12 protein-coding genes are annotated in these 13,056 nt (G+C 69.3%); 10 read left to right on the plus strand and 2 right to left on the minus strand.

From position 1 onward, the window contains the following. Positions 1–4: 4 nt before the first annotated feature. The 6 genes from cobN (at position 5) to ACSHSS_RS05985 (ending at position 7,374) form a co-directional block, all read left to right on the plus strand. Positions 5–3,814: a cobaltochelatase subunit CobN gene (gene cobN, locus ACSHSS_RS05960; RefSeq protein ID WP_445544699.1), complete on the plus strand. Its 3,810-nt coding sequence runs from the start codon at positions 5–7 to the stop codon at positions 3,812–3,814. Continuing rightward, positions 3,811–4,893 (plus strand): ATP-binding protein, encoded by a 1,083-nt coding sequence (locus ACSHSS_RS05965; protein ID WP_445544700.1) that lies wholly within the window; start codon positions 3,811–3,813, stop codon positions 4,891–4,893. The genes cobN and ACSHSS_RS05965 overlap by 4 nt, the downstream gene beginning before the upstream one ends. A gap of 68 nt (positions 4,894–4,961) precedes the next feature. Continuing rightward, positions 4,962–5,570: a vWA domain-containing protein gene (locus ACSHSS_RS05970; RefSeq protein ID WP_445544701.1), complete on the plus strand. Its 609-nt coding sequence runs from the start codon at positions 4,962–4,964 to the stop codon at positions 5,568–5,570. Positions 5,571–5,668: 98 nt separating this feature from the next. Further along, a complete protein-coding gene (locus ACSHSS_RS05975; RefSeq protein WP_006400081.1) occupies positions 5,669–6,121 on the plus strand; it encodes a YaiI/YqxD family protein in 453 nt (150 codons plus the stop codon). 92 nt (positions 6,122–6,213) lie between these two features. After that, a complete protein-coding gene (locus ACSHSS_RS05980; RefSeq protein WP_105778403.1) occupies positions 6,214–6,846 on the plus strand; it encodes a DUF1993 domain-containing protein in 633 nt (210 codons plus the stop codon). Positions 6,847–7,038: 192 nt separating this feature from the next. Continuing rightward, positions 7,039–7,374 carry a hypothetical protein gene (locus ACSHSS_RS05985; RefSeq protein WP_445544702.1) on the plus strand — a complete coding sequence of 112 codons (336 nt, stop codon included), beginning with the start codon at positions 7,039–7,041 and terminating at the stop codon, positions 7,372–7,374. A gap of 45 nt (positions 7,375–7,419) precedes the next feature. On the opposite strand, the gene ACSHSS_RS05990 is transcribed toward ACSHSS_RS05985, so the two are convergent. Both ACSHSS_RS05990 and ACSHSS_RS05995 read right to left on the minus strand, forming a co-directional pair. Then, a complete protein-coding gene (locus ACSHSS_RS05990; protein WP_088925760.1) occupies positions 7,420–7,824 on the minus strand; it encodes an NUDIX hydrolase in 405 nt (134 codons plus the stop codon). Between the two features lie 170 nt (positions 7,825–7,994). After that, the gene (locus ACSHSS_RS05995; protein ID WP_012213344.1) at positions 7,995–8,237 is read right to left on the minus strand and encodes a hypothetical protein; all 243 of its coding nucleotides are present in this window, start codon (positions 8,235–8,237) and stop codon (positions 7,995–7,997) included. A 273-nt stretch (positions 8,238–8,510) separates the two neighbouring features. Between ACSHSS_RS05995 and ACSHSS_RS06000 the strand changes: the two genes are divergently transcribed. The 4 genes from ACSHSS_RS06000 to ACSHSS_RS06015 all read left to right on the plus strand — a co-directional run bounded on the left by ACSHSS_RS06000 (position 8,511) and on the right by ACSHSS_RS06015 (position 13,051). Further along, on the plus strand, positions 8,511–9,662 hold the full coding sequence (locus tag ACSHSS_RS06000) for a CaiB/BaiF CoA transferase family protein (protein ID WP_060113383.1): 1,152 nt from the start codon (positions 8,511–8,513) through the stop codon (positions 9,660–9,662). An 87-nt stretch (positions 9,663–9,749) separates the two neighbouring features. Beyond that, the gene (locus tag ACSHSS_RS06005) at positions 9,750–11,051 is read left to right on the plus strand and encodes a CitMHS family transporter (RefSeq protein ID WP_445544703.1); all 1,302 of its coding nucleotides are present in this window, start codon (positions 9,750–9,752) and stop codon (positions 11,049–11,051) included. A gap of 37 nt (positions 11,052–11,088) precedes the next feature. Further along, complete coding sequence (locus ACSHSS_RS06010) at positions 11,089–12,255, plus strand: acyl-CoA dehydrogenase family protein (RefSeq protein WP_445544704.1); 1,167 nt, start codon at positions 11,089–11,091, stop codon at positions 12,253–12,255. A gap of 52 nt (positions 12,256–12,307) precedes the next feature. Further along, the gene (locus tag ACSHSS_RS06015) at positions 12,308–13,051 is read left to right on the plus strand and encodes an IclR family transcriptional regulator (RefSeq protein WP_054316776.1); all 744 of its coding nucleotides are present in this window, start codon (positions 12,308–12,310) and stop codon (positions 13,049–13,051) included. Positions 13,052–13,056 lie beyond the last annotated feature (5 nt).

A 13,056-nucleotide genomic window follows, 5' to 3' on the forward strand; every position in this document is an offset into this window, starting at 1 on the left:
CGCGATGCATCTGCTGCGCACCACGCCGGGCGGCTTCGTCGACGACACACAGGGTGTCGTGCGCATCGATCAGCGCCCGGCCGACATCGTGATCCTGAGCTCGGCCGACACGACGCTGTCGCTGCTCGCGAGCGTCGTACCGCGGCTGCCGGCCGGCTTTCCGAGCGTGCGGCTCGCGAACGTCACGTTCCTGCGGCAGCCGGCCTCGGTCGACTTCTACGTCGACGACGTGCTGCGCCATGCCAAGACGGTCGTGATCGACCATCTCGGCGGCGAGGCGTACTGGCCGTACGGCATCGAGCAGGCCGTCTCGGTCGCGTCGAAGCACGGGCAGCAGCTCGCGATGTTCTCCGGCGATCTGCAGGAAGATCCGAACCTCGTCGCGAAGAGCACGGTCGCGCCCGCGCTGTGCCGGCTGTGGTGGCGCTATCTGCGCGAGGGCGGCGTGCACAACGCCGAAGCGCTGCTGCGCAGCATCGCGTTTCACATGCTCGGCTTCGGCGACGAGCCGGCGCCGCCGCGTCCGCTGCCGGCCGCCGCGCTGTATCACCCGGCGCGCGATCCGGCGAGCGTCGACGACTGGCGGCCGCGCTGGACGCCGGGCGCGCCGGTCGTCGCGATCGTGTTCTATCGCGCGCACTGGCAGGCCGCGAATACGGCCGTGTTCGACGCGCTCGCCGACGCGCTCGTCGACGAAGGACTGAACCCGCTGCCGATCGCCGTGACGTCGCTGAAGGATGCGGTGAGCCGCGAGGTGATCGCGCAGCTCTGCGAGGCGCACGACGTCGCGCTCGTGCTGAACACGACCGCGTTCGCGGCCGGCGCGATCGACGCGCACGCGCCCGACGTGCTCGCCGGCGACGCGCCCGTGCTGCAGGTGATCTTGTCGGGCGGCAACCGCGATGCGTGGATCGCGGACAACCAGGGGCTGCACGCGCGCGACATCGCGATGCACGTCGCGTTGCCCGAGGTCGACGGGCGCATCGTCACGCGTGCGGTCAGCTTCAAGGGGCTCGCGTATCGCTGCCCGCACACGGAGGTCGACGTCGTTCGCTATCAGCCCGATGCGGAGCGGATCGCGTTCGTCGCGGCGCTCGCGCGCGGCTGGTGCCGGCTGCGCACGCTCGACAACGCGGACAAGCGCGTCGCACTGATCCTCGCGAACTACCCGCAAAGCGACGGGCGCATCGGCAACGGCGTCGGGCTCGATACGCCGGCGTCCGCGCTGCATGTGCTCGCCGCGCTGCGCGACGCCGGCTACACGCTCGCCGAGCTGCCGGCTGACGGCGACGCGCTGATCGCGCGCCTGACCGAAGGCGTGACCAACGATGCGGCGATGCATGCGCTGCGCCCGGCGTTCCAGAGCTATGCGCTCGACGATTACCGCGCGCGCTTCGCGCGGCTGCCGGCCGCGGTGCGCGACGCGCTGAACGCGCGCTGGGGGCCGCCCGAAGCCGATCCGACGCTGCGCCGCGGACGCTTCACGATCGCGGGCTGGCGCGCGGGGCACGTGTTCGTCGGCATCCAGCCGTCGCGCTCGCGCGACGACAACGATTACGCGAGCTATCACGACGCGGAGCTCGTGCCGCCGCACGCGTATCTCGCGTTCTATTTCTGGCTGCGCGACGTGTTCCGCATCGACGCGGTCATCCATCTCGGCAAGCACGGCAACCTCGAATGGCTGCCGGGCAAGAGCGTCGCGCTGTCCGACGCGTGCTGGCCCGATCTGACGCTCGGCCCGCTGCCGCATCTGTATCCGTTCATCGTCAACGATCCGGGCGAAGGCAGCCAGGCGAAGCGGCGGGCGCAGGCCGTGATCGTCGATCATCTGATGCCGCCGCTCACGCGCGCCGAAAACTACGGCCCGATGCAGGACCTCGAGCGGCTCGTCGACGAATACTACGACGCACTGATGGTCGACGCGCGACGCGCGAAGCTGCTGCGCAAGACGATCCTCGCGACGATCGCCGAACATCGGTTGCATGACGAGCTCAGCGTATCGCCGCCGCGCGACGCGAACGACGAGGACGCGCTGCTCACGCGCGTCGATGCATGGCTCTGCGAGCTGAAGGAAGCGCAGATTCGCGACGGGCTGCACGTGTTCGGCGTGTCGCCGGCCGAGCGGCAGCGGCGCGATACGCTGCTCGCGCTCGCGCGCTTTCCGGTCGGCGACGGCAAAGGCATGAACGCCGGACTGATCGCGGCACTCGCGCACGATCTCGCGCTCGGCGACGATTTCGATCCGCTCGCGGCCGACTGGGCCGCGCCGTGGACGGGCCCGCGGCCGGCCGTGCTGCAGGCGCTCGACGCGTCGCCGTGGCGGCATGCGGGCGACACGCGCGAGCGGCTCGAACGGCTCGCGCAGCACTGGCTGGACCGCATCTGCGCGGTCGCGCCGGACGAGCGCGGCATCGCCATCCCGCCGCCCGGCGAATGGCCGCATACGCTCGCCGTGATCGAGCGTGTGCGAACGACGCTGCTGCCCGCACTCGACGCGTGCGGCCGCGACGAAATGCGTCAGCTGCTGCGCGGGCTCGACGGCCGCTTCGTGCCGCCGGGGCCGAGCGGCTCGCCGTCGCGCGGCCGTCCGGACGTGTTGCCGACCGGCCGCAACTTCTACTCGGTCGACACGCGCGCGGTGCCGACGCAGGCCGCGTGGTCGCTCGGGCTCAAATCCGCGCAGCAGCTGATCGAGCGCCATCTGCAGGAGCACGGCGACTATCCGCGCGCGATCGGCCTGTCGGTGTGGGGCACCGCGACGATGCGCACCGGCGGCGACGACATCGCGCAGGCGTTCGCGCTGCTCGGCGTGCGGCCGAAATGGGCGCACGGCAGCCATCGCGTGACCGACTTCGAGATTCTGCCGATCGAAATCTTCGACCGGCCGCGCATCGACGTGACGCTGCGCGTGTCGGGCTTTTTCCGCGACGCGTTCCCGAACCTGATACATCTGTTCGACGCGGCCGTGCAGGCCGTCGCCGCGCTCGACGAACCGGAGGCGCTGAACCCGATCCGTGCGCGCATCGAACGCGAACGCGCGCAGTGGATCGCGCAAGGCGTCGCGCCCGACGAAGCGCGGCGCCGGGCCGGCTGGCGCGTATTCGGCGCGCGGCCCGGCAGCTACGGCGCGGGGCTGCAGGATCTGATCGACCGGCGCGGTTGGCAGACCGACGCCGATCTCGCCGACGCATACCGCCGGTGGGGCGGCTATGCGTACGCGCAGAACAGCGCGGGCGATGCCGCGCCCGACGTGTTCGGCGAACGGCTCGCCGCGATCGACGTCGTCGTGCAGAACCAGGACAGCCGCGAACACGACATCCTCGATTCGAACGACTACTACCAGTTCCAGGGCGGGATGACGGCGGCCGTGCGCCATCTGTCGGGGCAGCAGCCGAGCGTCTATCACGGCGACCACGCGAACCCCGCCGCGCCGAAGATGCGCACGCTGCGCGAGGAGATCGCGCGCGTGATCCGCTCGCGCGTCGTGAATCCGAAATGGCTCGACGGCGTGAAGCGGCACGGCTACAAGGGCGCGGCCGAAATGGCGGCGACCGTCGACTATCTGTACGGCTACGATGCGACCGCGCGCGTGCTGTCCGATCACCAGTACGCGCTCGTCGCCGACGCGTACCTGTTCGACGATGCGACGCGTGCGTTCCTCGAACGTCACAATCCGCACGCGCTGCACGCGATCTGCGAGCGCTTCGTCGAGGCGATGCAACGCGGGCTGTGGCAGCAGCCGGGCGACTATCGCGAGCGCATCGAAGCGATCTGGCTCGCGACCGAACAACTTCAGGAAGGAACACGGCGATGAACGATCCGACCACGCCCCGCGCACGCGCGGTTTTTCCGTTTACGGCGCTGGTCGCGCAGGACGCGCTGCAGCAGGCGCTGCTGCTCGCCGCGATCGATCCGTCGATCGGCGGCGTGCTCGTCAGCGGGCCGCGCGGCACCGCGAAATCCACCGCCGCGCGGGCGCTCGCCGAGCTGCTGCCGGAAGGCGCGTTCGTCACGTTGCCGCTGTCGGCCACCGACGAGCAGGTCACCGGCACGCTCGATCTCGCGCATGCGCTCGCGGAGAACGGCGTGCGCTTTCGCGGCGGCCTGCTTGCGCGTGCGCATCGCGGCGTGCTCTACGTCGACGAGGTGAACCTGCTCGCCGACGGCCTCGTCGATACGCTGCTCGACGTCGCGGCGAGCGGCGTGAACGTCGTCGAGCGCGATGGCGTGTCGCACGCGCATGATGCGCGCTTCGTGCTGGTCGGCACGATGAATCCGGAAGAGGGCGAGCTGCGTCCGCAGCTGCTCGACCGCTTCGGGCTGATGGTCGAGCTCGAGAACTGCTTCGATGCCGCGCAGCGCGAACGGATCGTGAAGGCGCGCCTCGCGTTCGATCTCGATCCCGACGCGTTTCGCGCCCGGCACGCGGATGCGCAGCGAACGCTCGCCGAGCGGATCCGCGCGGCGCGTGCACGGCTGCCGGCACTGCAATTCGACGATGCCGTGCATGCGCGCGTGAGTGCGCTCTGCATCGAGGCGGCCGTCGACGGATTGCGCGCCGATCTCGTGATGTTGCGCGCGGCGCGTGCGCTTGCCGCGCTGGAAGCAGCCGACGCCGTGACGGTCGCGCAGGTCGACCGCGTCGCGGAAGCGGTGCTGCGGCATCGGCGCCGCGCGGACGCATCGCCGCCGTCGGCTGCGCGCGCGCCCGATTCGCGCACGGGGCACGACGATGCGACGCATCGCGACACACGCGAGCGCCTGCCGCGCGACACGGCGCCGTCGCCCGACGACGCGGCCGCATCGCACGGCGACTGGGGCTACCTGCCGCCGGAGTCCGCGGGGCTGCGCGACGTGAAGGCCGTCGTGCCGCTGCCGCTAAAAAAACGCTGAGCCATCGAGACGGCGCCGCCGCGAACGCCGTTCGCGGTCCTCGATGGCAGCAGGGTGCCGCCGAGCGCGTGCCGGGCCTCGCGCGCGCGGGTACGGCCGTCGCATGGGCGGCCACGCTCGCGGCCAAGCGCGGGCGACCGCTGCACGCCGCGCATCTGCGCTTTCGCCAACGCGCGGACGCGCCGCGCGCGCTCCATTGCTTCCTGCTCGACTGCTCGGCGTCGATGCTGTCGCACGATCGGCTCGCGCTCGCGAAGGGGCTGATCGTCGCGTATTTCGATCGCGCCGCGCGCGACCGGATAGAGGCCGCGCTGATCTGCTTCGGCGGCAACGGCGCCGCGCGGCGCTTCGGACCGGCCGTGCCGCGCTGGTGGAATGCGCGCTGGGTCGAGCCGGTCGATGGCGGCGGCGGGACGCCGCTCGCGGACGGCATCGGCGCCGCGGCGCAGCTGCTCGCGCGCGACGCGCGACGCCACGCGGACAAGCAGCGCTGGCTGTGGGTGCTGTCGGACGGCCGCACGCGCGAGACACCGGCGAAGCCCGCCGCAGCCGATCACGTCGTGTTCGTCGACTTCGACGATGCGCCGGTGCGGCTCGGGCAGGGTGCACGGCTCGCACGCGCGTGGGGCGCGCAGTGGGTGACGGCCGATGCGCTTTGCGCGGAGGTGGGCGGCTGAACGCGGCGAACGCGGTGGCGAGCGGATCGGTTCGTGTGCGCGAGGCCGACGCGCGGCGTACGCTATGATCGCCACTCGTCTCCAATGGAAATTCCGCCATGCAAGTGCTCGTCGATGCCGACGCGTGTCCCGCCGTCATCAAGGAGATGCTGTTTCGCGCCGCGCGGCGCACCGAGATCTGCGTGACGCTGGTCGCGAACCAGTTTCTGCGTACGCCGCCGTCGCCGTTCATTCGCGCGCTGCAGGTGCCGGCCGGCTTCGATGCCGCGGATGCGCGGATCGTCGAGCTGGCCGCGGCGGGCGACCTCGTGATCACGGCCGACATTCCGCTCGCGGCAGCCGTGCTCGACAAGGGTGCATTCGCGCTCGATCCGCGAGGAAACTGGTTCAGCCGCGACAACATCGAAGAACGTCTGTCGACGCGCGCGATGATGGATCAGCTGCGCAGCGCGGGCATCGATACCGGCGGCCCGGCGCCGTTCAGCGCACGCGACGGCAACGCGTTCGCGGCGCAGCTCGACCGGTTTCTCGCACGGCGTCGCGGGCCCTAACGCCGCGGTGCCGGGCGCGCGCCGAGCGCCGTCGGCGTCGCTGTCGCCGTTGTGGCGCGATATTTTCTTGGGCTGATGCCGGCACCGCGACGATGCACCATCGCGTCGACGCTGCTATCGTGATGCGATCGATCATCCATTGGAGGGCGCGCGTGTCACCGACTCAACTTCTCGTTCCGACCTTCAGCCAGTTGCTGCGCGCGCAATCCGCGTGGCTCGACAAGGCGGCCGGGCACTGGCGCGCGGCCGGCGACGATCCCGATGCGCTGATGACGCTGAAGCTCGCGCCGGACATGTATCCGCTTGCCGCGCAGGTCCGGTTCTCGTGTTTTCAGGCGATGGAACCCGTGCACCGGCTGCGCGGCGAGCCGCTGCCGGAACCGCTGCTCGCATTGCGGCAGGCCGGCTGGCATGCCGATGCGCAGCCGGGCTCGCTCGGCGATGCGCAGGGGATCCTCGCGGGCACGCTCGCGTTTCTCGGCGAACTCGCGCCCGATGCGCTCGACGGCGGCGCCGCGTTGCCCATCGCGCTCGAACTGCCGAACGGCACTGCGTTCGACATGACGGGCGAGCAATACGCGCGCGACTGGGCGCTGCCGCAGTTCTACTTCCACGCGATCACGGCTTACGCGATCCTGCGCCATCACGGCGTCGATCTCGGCAAGGCCGATTACGTGCCGCACATGCTCGCCTACGTGCGGCCGGGCACGATTCCGCAGGGTTGAGGTGCGGCGGCGGGCGATGCAGCGGTGCTGACGCGGGCGATGGGGGCGGGCGATACGCTGCATGCGCTCACCGCGTGAGTTTCGCTTGCTGCATGAGAACTCGATCGGCAAGGGGATGTTCGCCGCGCTCAATCGCGAACGGCGGGCAGGAATCGTTCGCCGTTTCGACTCATTGCCGACATTGGAGACGCGATGTCGAAAGTGCAATTCTCCGGCTTCTTTAAATTCACGCTTGCAGCCATCCTTTTAATTGTGCTTCTGGCTGCATTGCTGATAGGTGTGATGGCGTACATCCGGGACGATGGTGGTGACGCAGCCTGCCCGAATCTCTCCACGTCGCAGATGCGTGGCTATCTGGAAAAATATGCCCGGCACAACAATTTTTCGAATTTGACGTTCGACGAGGCTGCCGAGTATCTGGCCGATCTTCAGCAATGGAAGATTCCTTACCGCGTCGACAATCATCGTTATATGGCAAAAATGACATGCAAAGGCTTCGTCGTCGACAACGTCGGTCCTTTCGATTGACCGCACGCGGCCCGTCGCGCCGCTGCGCCCACACGCCCAACCCGTCTAATCCTCCGGTAACCCGCTGAGCAGGTCGAGCCGCAGCAGCTCGACGATCTTGCGCGTCGGCACGCTCGTATGCAGCGTCTCGAGCCGCTCGATCGCAAACCACTTGCAGCGCACGATCTCGTTGCTCGCGCGCGGGACCAACCGCTTCGGCACGTCGGTGACGAACACGTGGTGCACTTTCCTCAGCCCGCCGAACTGCACCGCATAGTTCAGCGCGAGTCCTTCGAGCCGCGTTTCCTCCGCCAGTTCGCGCTGCGCGGCCTGCAGCGGCGTCTCGCCGCGGCGGATCGTGCCGCCCGGTAACGCCCATCGCGACGCGGTGCGGGCGACCAGCAGCACGCTGCCGCGCTGGCGACAAACGATCGTGGCTCTTTCCTTGAAGGTGCCCGGCGCGATGCTCATGTTCGGTAAGACAGGTGCTCAAGCGTGAAAAAAAATGCGCATCGGCGGGACGTCGCCGCCCCGATGACCGACAGCCGATCGGCATAAGCGCCGACACTGCATGCAGGCCGCCGCGCCGATCTCATCCCTCATTTCATCCCGGTTCCGTGCGTGTGGCGAATCGCGCGTCGTCACGACCGCGTGTACAGCCCGCCGCGCGTCGATTTCACGTGCCGCGCATGGCGACGTTTGTGAACCGCATGCCTGCGATGTGGCGCAGGCGGCGCCACATGCCGACGTGCAGGCGCGCGGCGAGCCGTCGTCGCGCCGGCCGGCGTGGCCTGTCCTTCGCCGAAGTGGAAAGTCTGGGTCTGTGCCTGTGCGACGCCCAGCGTCGAAGCCAGCATGACGGCGGCCAGCAGCATGCGTTTCATGAAATCTCCGCTTGTCTCGGGGGGAACGTTTGTTCGCCAGCTTAACGAACGGCGGGACGTCGCGGCAACCGGCACGTCGCGGATGCAGGACGGTCGGCACCCGGCGCGACTCGCGCCATCGGGGGCGGGCACCTCCGGGCTTGACAATCAAATTCTTGTACATGAATATAAATTCACATACACGAATTATTCGTCGAGACCGGAACGGCATCCCGCAGCGCCGCCGCCCGGCATCACCGGCGATCCGATCCACCGGAAGCAGGAGCGAGACGCATGACGGAACACGAACGGCCGGGCGCGCTGGCGGGATTGCGCATCATCGATCTGTCGCGGGTGCTGGGCGGCCCGTACGCGACGCAGGTGCTCGCCGATCACGGCGCGGAGGTCATCAAGGTCGAACCGCCGTCCGGCGACGAGACGCGCACCTGGGGCCCGCCGTTCGACGGCGACACCGCGTCGTACTTCCTCGGCGTGAACCGCAACAAGCTCGGCATCGCGCTCGACCTGACCAAGCCGGACGACCGCGAACGGCTGCTCGGGCTGCTCGACGAGGCCGACGCGCTCGTCGAGAACTTCCGGATCGGCACGATGGAACGTTGGGGGCTCGGCTTCGACGCGCTGCATGCGCGGTACCCGCGGCTCGTCTATTGCCGCGTGTCGGGTTTCGGCGCGGACGGCCCGCTCGGCGGGCTGCCCGGCTACGACGCGGCCGTGCAGGCGATGACGGGGCTGATGAGCGTAAACGGCGAAGCGGGCGGTGCGCCGCTGCGCGTCGGCGTGCCGATCGTCGATCTCGTCACGGGGCTGAACGCGGCGCTCGGTGTGCTGATGGCGCTGCGCGAACGCGACGCGAGCGGCCGCGGGCAGTTCGTCGAGACGACGCTGTTCGACTGCGCGCTGTCGATCCTGCATCCGCATACGCCGAACTTCTTCCATTCCGGCCGCGCGCCGGTGCGCACCGGCAACGCGCATCCGAACATCACGCCGTACGACAGCTTTCCGACGGCGACCGTCGACATCTTTCTGGCCGTCGGCAACAACGGCCAGTTCGCGGCGCTCTGCGACGTGCTGGGCACGCGCGACTGGCTCGACGATCCGCGCTTCGCGGACAACCGCGCGCGCAGCGCGAACCGCACGGCGCTGCGCGCGCTGCTCGAAACGGCGCTTGCGGCCCACGACGGCGCGGCGCTCGCCGAGCGGCTGATGCGCAGCGGCGTGCCGTGCGCGCCGGTGCTCGGGCTCGATGCGGCGCTCGCGCATCCGCACGTCGCGCATCGCGCGATGAAAGTGGCGCTCGGCGCGCATCGCGGCATTGCCTCGCCGATCAAGCTCGGCCGCACGCCGGCCACGTACCGGCGCGCGCCGCCCGCGCTGAACGAGCATGCGGCGCAGCTGTTCGGCGCCGACGACGACCGCACCGACTGACGCGCGCATCCCGCACGGGCGAGGCCGCCCATCGCATTCGACCAGAACGGCGCACCCGCGATGCGCCGCATCGACAGGAGACACATCATGCTTGCATGGATCGGCGCGATCGCCATCGTCGCGCTGTTCGGCCTGATCATCACGAAGCGGCTGTCGCCGCTCGTCGCGCTGATCGTCGTGCCGGTCGCCGCATCGCTTGCTGCCGGGTTCGGCTTGACGACCGGCAAGTTCATCGTGCACGGCGTGCAGAACATCGGGCCGATCGCCGGCATGTTCGTGTTCGCGATCCTCTTCTTCGGCGTGTTGACCGACGCCGGCATGCTCGATCCGATCATCGCCGGCGTGCTGCGCGTGATCGGCTGTCATCCGCCGCGCATCGTCGTCGGCTCCGCGCTGCTCGCGCTGCTGATTCATCTGGACGGATCGGGCGCGGTGACGTTTCTCGTCACGCTGCCCGCGATGATGCCGCTCTATACGCGGCTCGGCATGGATCGCCGGATTCTCGCGTGCGTCGCGTCGATGGCGGCCGGCGTCAACTTCCTGCCGTGGGTCGGCCCGATGCTGCGCGCCTCGGCCGCGCTGCACATTCCCGGCACGGCGATCTTCATGCCGATGATTCCGGTGCAGCTCGTCGGGCTCGCGTTCGTGTTCGGCACCGCCTGGGTGCTCGGCGTGCGCGAGGCGAAGCGGCTCGGGCTCGACCGCGCCGGCGCAGCGGCGATCGCCGTCGCACCGCGCGAGCTGACCGACGCCGAGCGTGCGCTGCGCCGGCCCGACCGGTTCGCCGTCAATCTCGTGCTGACGCTCGTCGTGCTCGGCACGCTCGTGTCGGGCATCGTCGATCCGATGGCGATGTTCATGCTCGGCACCGTCGCCGCGCTCGTGATCAACTATCCGGACGTCCGTGCGCAGCGCGAGCGCATCGACGCGCATGCGAAGGCCGCGCTGATGATGGCGAGCGTGCTGCTCGCGGCGGGCGCGTTCACGGGGATCATGACCGGCACCGGAATGCTGAAGGCGATGGCGGAGGTCGTCGTCGCGCACGTGCCGGTCGAGCATGCGCGGCACATGCCGTTCGTGCTCGGGCTGCTGTCAATGCCGCTCAGCCTGCTATTCGATCCCGATTCGTTCTATTTCGGCGTGCTGCCGGTGCTCGCCGAAAGCGGCAAGCTGCTCGGCGTGCCGCCGATCCAGATGGCGCAGGCCGCGCTGCTCGGCCAGATGACGACCGGTTTCCCGGTCAGTCCGCTTACGCCCGCGACATTCCTGATCGTCGGCCTGACCGGCGTCGACCTTGCCGAGCATCAGAAATTCACGATTCCGTTCCTGTTCGCCGCCACCGTGCTGATGGTGTTCGCCGCGGTCGCGACGGGCGTGTTTCCGTTATGAGCGGCGCGGCCGTTCACGTTTTCCGGGAGAGCAGTCCATGCAGTTCGACCTGACCGACGACCAGCGCGCGATCGAGCGCGCGATCGACAAAATCTGCGCGCGCTTCGGCGACGACTACTGGCTCGAACGCGATCGCGCCGGCGGCTTCCCGCACGATTTTCACGCGGCGCTTGCGGAGGCCGGCTGGCTCGGCATCGCGATGGATCCGGCCTACGGCGGCGCCGGCCTCGGAATGACGGAAGCGGCGCTGATGATGCGCGCGATCAGCGCGTCGGGCGCAGGATTGTCGGGCGCGTCGGCCGTGCACATGAACATCTTCGGGCTGAATCCCGTGCAGGTGTTCGGCAGCGACGCGCAGAAGGCGCGCTTCCTGCCGCCGCTGATCGCGGGCCGCGACAAGGCCTGCTTCGCGGTGACCGAGCCCGACGCCGGGCTCGACACCACGCATCTGACCACGCAGGCGCGTCGCGACGGCGATCATTACGTGCTGAGCGGCCGCAAGATCTGGATCTCGACCGCGCAGGTCGCGAACAAGATGTTGATCATCGCGCGCACGACACCGCTCGAACAGATCGCGAAGCCGACCGACGGGCTCAGCCTGTTCTATACCGATCTCGACCGTTCGCGCGTCGAAGTGCGCGAGATCGACAAGATGGGCCGCAAGGCGGTCGACTCGAACATGCTGTTCATCGACAACTTGCGCGTGCCGCGCGACGACCTGATCGGCGCCGAAGGCGAAGGCTTCCGCTATCTGCTGCACGGGCTCAATCCCGAGCGCATCCTGATTGCGGCCGAAGCGATCGGCCTCGGGCAGGCGGCGCTGCGCCGCGCGACGCAGTATGCGAACGAACGCGTGGTGTTCGGCCGGCCGATCGGGCAGAACCAGGCGATCCAGCATCCGCTCGCGCTCGCGTGGATGCAGCTCGAGGCCGCGTGGCTGATGGTGATGAAGGCCGCGACGCGCTACGACGCGGGGCAGCCGTGCGGCGCGGAGGCCAACGCCGCGAAATATCTCGGCGCGGAAGCCGCGTTCCACGCGTGCCAGACGGCGGTGGCGACGCACGGCGGGATGGGTTACGCCAAGGAATACCACGTCGAGCGCTACCTGCGCGAGTGTATGATTCCGAGGCTCGCGCCCGTGAGTCCGCAACTGATCCTGTGCTACATCGCGGAGAAGGTGCTCGGGCTGCCGAAATCGTACTGATGCGCGGCGGCCGTCCGGCGCGCGTTTTCCCGTTCCGTTTCAAGCGCTCGTCATGGACGTCAAACTCGTTGCCCGCACGCTCGACCTGTTCGAACTGTTCGCCGCCGAACGGCGGCCGCTGTCGCTTACCGAACTCGCGCGCCTGCTGAACGTGCCGGCGTCGAGCTGTCTCGCGATGGCGCGCACGCTCGTGAGCCGCGGCTATCTGTACGAAGTGCGCAAGCGCGGCGGCTACTATCCGACGCGGCGTCTGCAGACGATCGCGGCCGCGATCGACGCGACCGATCCCGTCGTCGACATCGTCCATCCGTATCTCGTCGCGCTGCGCGACGCGAGCCGCGAAACGGCCGTGCTCGGCAAGATTCAGCGCGCGTCGATCGCCTATCTCGACGTCGTCGAATCGGAGCAGGCGATCCGCTATACGAGCCAGCCCGGCGAATTGCGTCCGCTGCATGCGAACTCGATCGGCAAGGCGATCTTCGCGGAACTTGCCGGCGATGCGCAGCAGGCGCTCGGCGAAGCGTTGACGTTCGAGCGCTTCACCGCGGCGACCGTCGCCGATCTGCCGGCGCTCGTCGCGCAGACGGCGCGCTTTCGCAAGCGCGGCTGGGCCGAAAACTTCGGCGAGAGCGCGCCGGAGCTGTCGGCGATCGCGGTCGCGCTACCGCTCGACGGCGACTGGTACGGGCTGTCGGTCGTCGGGCCGACCGAGCGGATTCGCCAGCATCGCGACGCGCACGCGGCGCTGCTCGTCGACGCGAAGGCGCGGCTGCTCGCCGATTACGCGCGCGCGTAACGCCC

The organism is Burkholderia sp. BC1, assembly GCF_052683555.1.

Bases quoted from the DNA above. Each gene is read 5' to 3' on its own strand.
- cobN (WP_445544699.1), top strand. From the start codon at position 5: ATGCATCTGCTGCGCACCACGCCGGGCGGCTTCGTCGACGACACACAG.
- ACSHSS_RS05965 (WP_445544700.1), top strand. From the start codon at position 3,811: ATGAACGATCCGACCACGCCCCGCGCACGCGCGGTTTTTCCGTTTACG.
- ACSHSS_RS05975 (WP_006400081.1), top strand. From the start codon at position 5,669: ATGCAAGTGCTCGTCGATGCCGACGCGTGTCCCGCCGTCATCAAGGAG.
- ACSHSS_RS05980 (WP_105778403.1), top strand. From the start codon at position 6,214: ATGCACCATCGCGTCGACGCTGCTATCGTGATGCGATCGATCATCCAT.
- ACSHSS_RS05985 (WP_445544702.1), top strand. From the start codon at position 7,039: ATGTCGAAAGTGCAATTCTCCGGCTTCTTTAAATTCACGCTTGCAGCC.
- ACSHSS_RS05990 (WP_088925760.1), bottom strand. From the start codon at position 7,824: ATGAGCATCGCGCCGGGCACCTTCAAGGAAAGAGCCACGATCGTTTGT.
- ACSHSS_RS05995 (WP_012213344.1), bottom strand. From the start codon at position 8,237: ATGAAACGCATGCTGCTGGCCGCCGTCATGCTGGCTTCGACGCTGGGC.
- ACSHSS_RS06000 (WP_060113383.1), top strand. From the start codon at position 8,511: ATGACGGAACACGAACGGCCGGGCGCGCTGGCGGGATTGCGCATCATC.
- ACSHSS_RS06005 (WP_445544703.1), top strand. From the start codon at position 9,750: ATGCTTGCATGGATCGGCGCGATCGCCATCGTCGCGCTGTTCGGCCTG.
- ACSHSS_RS06010 (WP_445544704.1), top strand. From the start codon at position 11,089: ATGCAGTTCGACCTGACCGACGACCAGCGCGCGATCGAGCGCGCGATC.
- ACSHSS_RS06015 (WP_054316776.1), top strand. From the start codon at position 12,308: ATGGACGTCAAACTCGTTGCCCGCACGCTCGACCTGTTCGAACTGTTC.